Genomic DNA, 5134 nt, shown 5'->3' on the forward strand with positions numbered 1-5134 from the left:
CCCCTCCTTCCAAAGGAGGGGATAAAGGGGTGGTTAATAATTGAGAAATAGTCCGATAATTCCCCTCTAATAAGAGGGGTGGATTTTGGCGAAGCCAAAAGACGGGGTGTGTCAAGATTTAGACATTGTAAAGAAGTTTCTGTGACACCCCCTACCCTGTTATCTCTTCCTCGATGTCATTGGTTTTTTCGTCTGTCAGTTTCGGCAGCGCTTTTTTGGCGAGTCGTTTCATCAGTTCAGCTTCGAACGTCGGGGAGATCTGCAGGCTTTTGAGTTTCACGGCGTCTTCTATCTCTTTCTCCAGAGATTTCACGTCGAACTCGTCAGGGTAGTCGACCGTGAAAGGAACATCTTCCAACCCCTGCCATTTTAGCCAGAGGCGGATGGCGTTTCGTTCCGCCTCCTCGAAGTTATCCGCCTTCTCGGCGAGAACGGTTGCGGTGGAGAGCCAATCGAACGCCTTGCTGATCCCGCTTTGAGCCTGAGCCGGTTTTACGTCAAATCCCGCTTCAAGCCGCGCGATCCGTTGAATCTCCTTGACCGTTGTCGCTATCTCTTCAGACAGGAATTTCAGCGGTTCGGTCGGCGGACTCATCCATTCGGGCGGATGGTTCGCCGTGTCGGGATATTCGAATATCGTTCGTTCGGAGACCGAAATATCCCCGCTCTCTCCGCCGGGTACTTGCGGATTCCGCAGCATCGGAAATGCCGCGCTGAACGCGAACTGGTCTATCAGCGAGCCGAGATTGAATATCCGTTTGTTCAGATAAGCGATATCGTTGAGCGCGCTGATGCCCATCATGCTCTTGCCTAACTTCTTCCTGTTGAGGACGGGAACTATCGGCACCTCGCCGAGCGGGTTTTCTCCAGTGCTGACGACCTTTCCGTCAGAATCGAGGAGGGTCCAGCTGTCCCGCTGCCAAATTTTATATAGGACATTGTTCCCCGTCTGCTTCTCGAACGGATTGGACGGCACGCGTTTGTCAACCTCCAACAGCTTTACCCACTGCAGCTTTCCGAACTCGTCCAAGTCCCAATCGACTACGTCCCAAGGATAGTAATGCGAAAAGAACGGCGTGCCGGATTCGATCTCTTCGGCTAAGGAAACAGCATCGCTGTCAGGCTTATCAACAACAATGAACGTCTGTCCGAGCACCATCGCCGCTACCTGCACCTCTCTGCGGAACTCCATCAACGAATCGCTTCGCCTGTTCACGTCCTTGCTGAATTCAGCCCACGCACCCGCCGGCTTCGGTACGCTGACGATAGGCGCCTGTTTATTCAGATGAGCGATGTAAGTGTCGATTATCGCGCCGCAGTAGTTGACATAATATGCCCGCTCTTTCCTCCGGTTGTAAACTGTCGTGTCCTCACGTGGATGCTGAATGAGGTTGCCGCCCTCGATGTAATTCGCGCCACCCTCGTACGACTGATAGAAGAAATCCCACAGCCCCTTGCTCGCTTCATAATCCCCATGTCTCTTTTTCAATGCCGCTCTGCTCATAGCCATCTGATTCCTCTTTGGAGTGTCGTTTAATATCCCCTCCTTCTTAAGGAGGGGATTAAGGGGTGGTTTTCTTCCCTCAAAATAGTACTATTTTGTCAGGGTGCCGATTCCTTTCCGAGAATCTACCCTCCTCCCTTGAGGGAGGTGCCCGAAGGGCGGAGGGTGTGACTTATAGCCTGCTTAATTATTAATTGAGAGAACCAAACAATTACACCCCTCCCTCCTACGGAGTACTCCCCTCAAGGGGAGAGGGAAACATGCGAGTCAGGGCTTGCCCTAACCGCCAAGATGTTCTTATTTTATTCGTGCGAGTCAGGATTCATCCTGACCACATAAAAAATTCCCCTCTTGAGAGGGGTGGATTAGATAATCAAAGATTATCTAAGACGGGGTGTGTCAGAAACTAACGTTCGTAAATTACATTTAATTCTTCGTTTATTACTCTTTACACACCCCAGCCTCTTGCTATAAGATTTCTTAAGGATCGGCTACCCCTCTTGATAGAGGGGAATTGACCTCCCTCAATAAATCACACTCGCCACCTCACTCCCTTTATGCCGAACGCTCCAGCGATGCTGGAGCTGCCAGAACGCTAAGGCGAGCGATATGACGCAGTCCTCATGGAAACCCGCCGTAGCGGCGTAGATGACATTTCCGTTTGGAGAGATTTGATAGCCGAACTTCTCTAGCTCGGTGATGAGTTCGATATTTTCCGGGAAAGTGATGACCCGTTTATCAAAACCGAGCGAGAGGTTCATTATCAGTTCCCGTTTAGATTTGTTAGTGAAACGGTATGGCAGAACACGTATCTCCTGTCTGAGATCGTCAAAAATAGGGTCGCCGACACCCGTTGCGTCGATCAGAACCTGAGCGTCGTAACGCCTTGCCGTGCTGACTATCCGCCGCTTCTGGAAAGTGTAGTCGAGTTTGTTGAACCGGTCGAAAAAGACGAGATGCCCCGAATGATTGAGCACGCTGATGACCGTATAATCCTCATGCTTGGCGAGATCGACACCCATGACATATTTCTTGCCGAACTCATATTTTTCGTAATCGCCCTTCACGCTCTCTTTCAGATTGCGAAAGACTCTGCCCGCATCCTCCAAAAATTCCGCCATAAACTCCTGCCTGAAAACATCGTCGGACATCTGTTTTTTCGTTCGTTCAAGTTCGTTCTTATCAAGATATGGATTTTCGGATGAAGGAGAATTGAAACTCTCCCAGTCGGACCACTCGTCATCTTCCGACATGCCGTGCAGATAGAGCTCGTTGAACCAGCTCTGCCTCCCCATAGGAGTGCCGATGAAGAGCGCCCATCCCTTGTGGTCAACTAACGAGGGTTTGAGGACATAATCCCATGCCTTCGAGTCTATCTGCGCCGCTTCGTCCATCACGAGTCCGGATAGTCCCTCGCCTCTTAGGCTGTTCGGGTTACTCGCAGTGCGGAAATAGATACGGCTCCCGTTCTCGAATTCGATGATCTTCGGTTTGCCTGCTCTCTGTTTCGAGATCAATTCTTCGGGGAGCGCGCCCATCAAGATCCACCACCCCTTGTCGACCGCCTCATAATCGGGACCGACCCACCAGTAAACGCCCTCTTTTTCGAGCGCGGCTTCGGCGAGTTCATGCACCGCGAAAGTCGTCTTCCCCCACCGCCTTCCCATAACGGCGACACGAAACCGGGCTTTTGACTTTCTTAGTCGCCTCTGCCCCGGATGCGGTTCGTAATATGACTTGATATTCTCTCCGAATTCTCCTCTGACCCCCTAAAATAAAGAGTCCCGTCAGGGGATGTAGGTTCGATGTACGGGGCAGGATTCAAACTCTCTGGTTTTTTATGATAATATTCCGTATCATGTTATATCATTAATCAAGCCGGATACTCTGCTTATGAACAAACCAGTATTCTTCTCAATTCTTATCGTATTGATAATAATCTTCGCTTCAATTAGTTATTTTTCAGATAGGGATGAAGTTCCATCCGATACTATGGTTCCTGAAAAGCCGAAAAACCGCCCTACAAAGCAGTATAAATTATCCACAATTCCGAATTCAGACATAATTGAAATTCATGATTCACTCAATGAAGAATGGAGGAAAATATATAATAAAGCGGTTCAACTTTGGCAACGGGAGGAATTCGAAGAAGCTTCTGAGAAAATCTATCAGTCGGTCTCACTGGTCGAAAAAAAATACGGAAATGAGCATCTCTATATTGTTGATCCTCTTTACTTAAAAGCGATGATATCATTGAAGCAGGATAAAATAGACACTGCTGAAGCTATTTTTAAGCAAATAATCGCAATTCATCAAAAGCTACCCAGCGTCAATCCTCTTAAATTTGTGGCTCCCCTAATGCGTTTGGCAGATTTGGAGTCCGAGAGAGAAGATTACGCTAAAGCAGAGGAGTATACCAATCAGATCATATCGTACTTAACTGAAAACACCGGTGTTGACAACACGGTTTTGATTAATTTTTATTCCGATTTGGTCTATTACAGCTACTCGAAAGGAGAATACAAATTAGCAAAAGAGCGCTACAATAAACTCTCCGATTTTGTTTTGGATGTAGCGGAATCATTAATTTATTCTATACCCGATTCTTCGGTCGGAGCTTTACGAAGAAACAACTTTATTTCAGGCCAATATGCAACATTACTACTTATTTCAATAATGTTAGGAGAGAATGATGATACCGCCAAATGGAGAAATAAAATGGATGAAATTCAATTCTTGATAGACGAGGAGAAAGATTATGCATGGAGCAAGTACGGCTATTCTTATATTGACAGCATAAAAATAGTCTTTGATTATATGCAGAAATGTGCTGATCCGGTCTGTGTACATATCAATACTAAATTTAGTGAAAAACCGTACAAGTTCTCAGTTGAATATACTGGCTCCTTTCGTCCAACGAAAGAGCCTTCAAAAATATTGTTGCAAGCAATCGGAAAAATGGATCTCATTCCCAATCAGTTTATAGAGCAATACCAAGACGAAATGTTGGTCAAGAACGAAAACGGGGAATACTGGATGCCTGTTCCGCCTTTAGTAGCAGATATCTTTAAGTATGATAAGCAACCGGGAGACATCGTTGATATCTTGGTGTTCTTTCCTGGTGCTTTTTACGATCAAGATATCTTATGGTGGATATTCATGATAATCGAATTAAAGTAAAATTTTCCTTACTCCGTTCCACCATCCTCCGGGAGTTTAAGCAGTTGGATCGTCTTCATGCACGATTCATGCACCGTCTGCTTCCTGATGCCGAGCATGTTGCCTATCTCCTCGAACGTGAATCCCTTCGCGCGCAGCAGAAATATCTCCACCTGCCGCTCGGTAAGTTTACGTGAATTGACGATGAACTCGCAAAGATTTTTTATCATCAGCTTGTAAAGTTTGGCTGTTGCCTCTGATTCTTCTAAAAACGCCGAATAACTCTGTTTCTCTGTTATGAAATCCAATGACATGGAACTTCCTCCTTCCCGGCTTTACCGGAATGTTGAAAGAAGCTCCGTGAGTGGTCACTTCTGTTTCAGCGCGTGATTGGGCTTCAATAATAGTGTCTTTGACACCCTAACCGCTACAATAATATGCGGGTTAGGGCTTGCCCTGACCGCACTGATG

Annotated in this window: 4 protein-coding genes; 1 reads left to right on the forward strand and 3 read right to left on the reverse strand. The window is 46.9% G+C overall.

The window, feature by feature from the left end; translation table 11 throughout:
- Positions 1–151: 151 nt before the first annotated feature.
- Both IID12_09695 and IID12_09700 read right to left on the reverse strand, forming a co-directional pair.
- Positions 152–1510 (reverse strand): hypothetical protein, encoded by a 1359-nt coding sequence (locus tag IID12_09695; protein MCH8289360.1) that lies wholly within the window; start codon positions 1508–1510, stop codon positions 152–154.
- Between the two features lie 518 nt (positions 1511–2028).
- Positions 2029–3171 carry a hypothetical protein gene (locus IID12_09700; GenBank protein ID MCH8289361.1) on the reverse strand — a complete coding sequence of 381 codons (1143 nt, stop codon included), beginning with the start codon at positions 3169–3171 and terminating at the stop codon, positions 2029–2031.
- Between the two features lie 226 nt (positions 3172–3397).
- On the opposite strand from IID12_09700, the gene IID12_09705 reads away from it, so the two are divergent.
- A complete protein-coding gene (locus IID12_09705; protein ID MCH8289362.1) occupies positions 3398–4684 on the forward strand; it encodes a tetratricopeptide repeat protein in 1287 nt (428 codons plus the stop codon).
- An 8-nt stretch (positions 4685–4692) separates the two neighbouring features.
- Here IID12_09705 and IID12_09710 read toward each other — a convergent pair whose 3' ends face one another.
- Positions 4693–4977 (reverse strand): hypothetical protein, encoded by a 285-nt coding sequence (locus IID12_09710; protein ID MCH8289363.1) that lies wholly within the window; start codon positions 4975–4977, stop codon positions 4693–4695.
- Positions 4978–5134: the final 157 nt, after the last annotated feature.

The sequence above is a fragment of the Candidatus Neomarinimicrobiota bacterium genome, assembly GCA_022567655.1.
Classification (GTDB): domain Bacteria; phylum Fidelibacterota; class SORT01; order SORT01; family SORT01; genus JADFGO01.

Excerpts from the sequence above, each read along its gene's own strand:
- IID12_09695 (MCH8289360.1), bottom strand. The coding sequence starts at position 1,510 with ATGGCTATGAGCAGAGCGGCATTGAAAAAGAGACATGGGGATTATGAA.
- IID12_09700 (MCH8289361.1), bottom strand. The coding sequence starts at position 3,171 with ATGGGAAGGCGGTGGGGGAAGACGACTTTCGCGGTGCATGAACTCGCC.
- IID12_09705 (MCH8289362.1), top strand. The coding sequence starts at position 3,398 with ATGAACAAACCAGTATTCTTCTCAATTCTTATCGTATTGATAATAATC.
- IID12_09710 (MCH8289363.1), bottom strand. The coding sequence starts at position 4,977 with ATGTCATTGGATTTCATAACAGAGAAACAGAGTTATTCGGCGTTTTTA.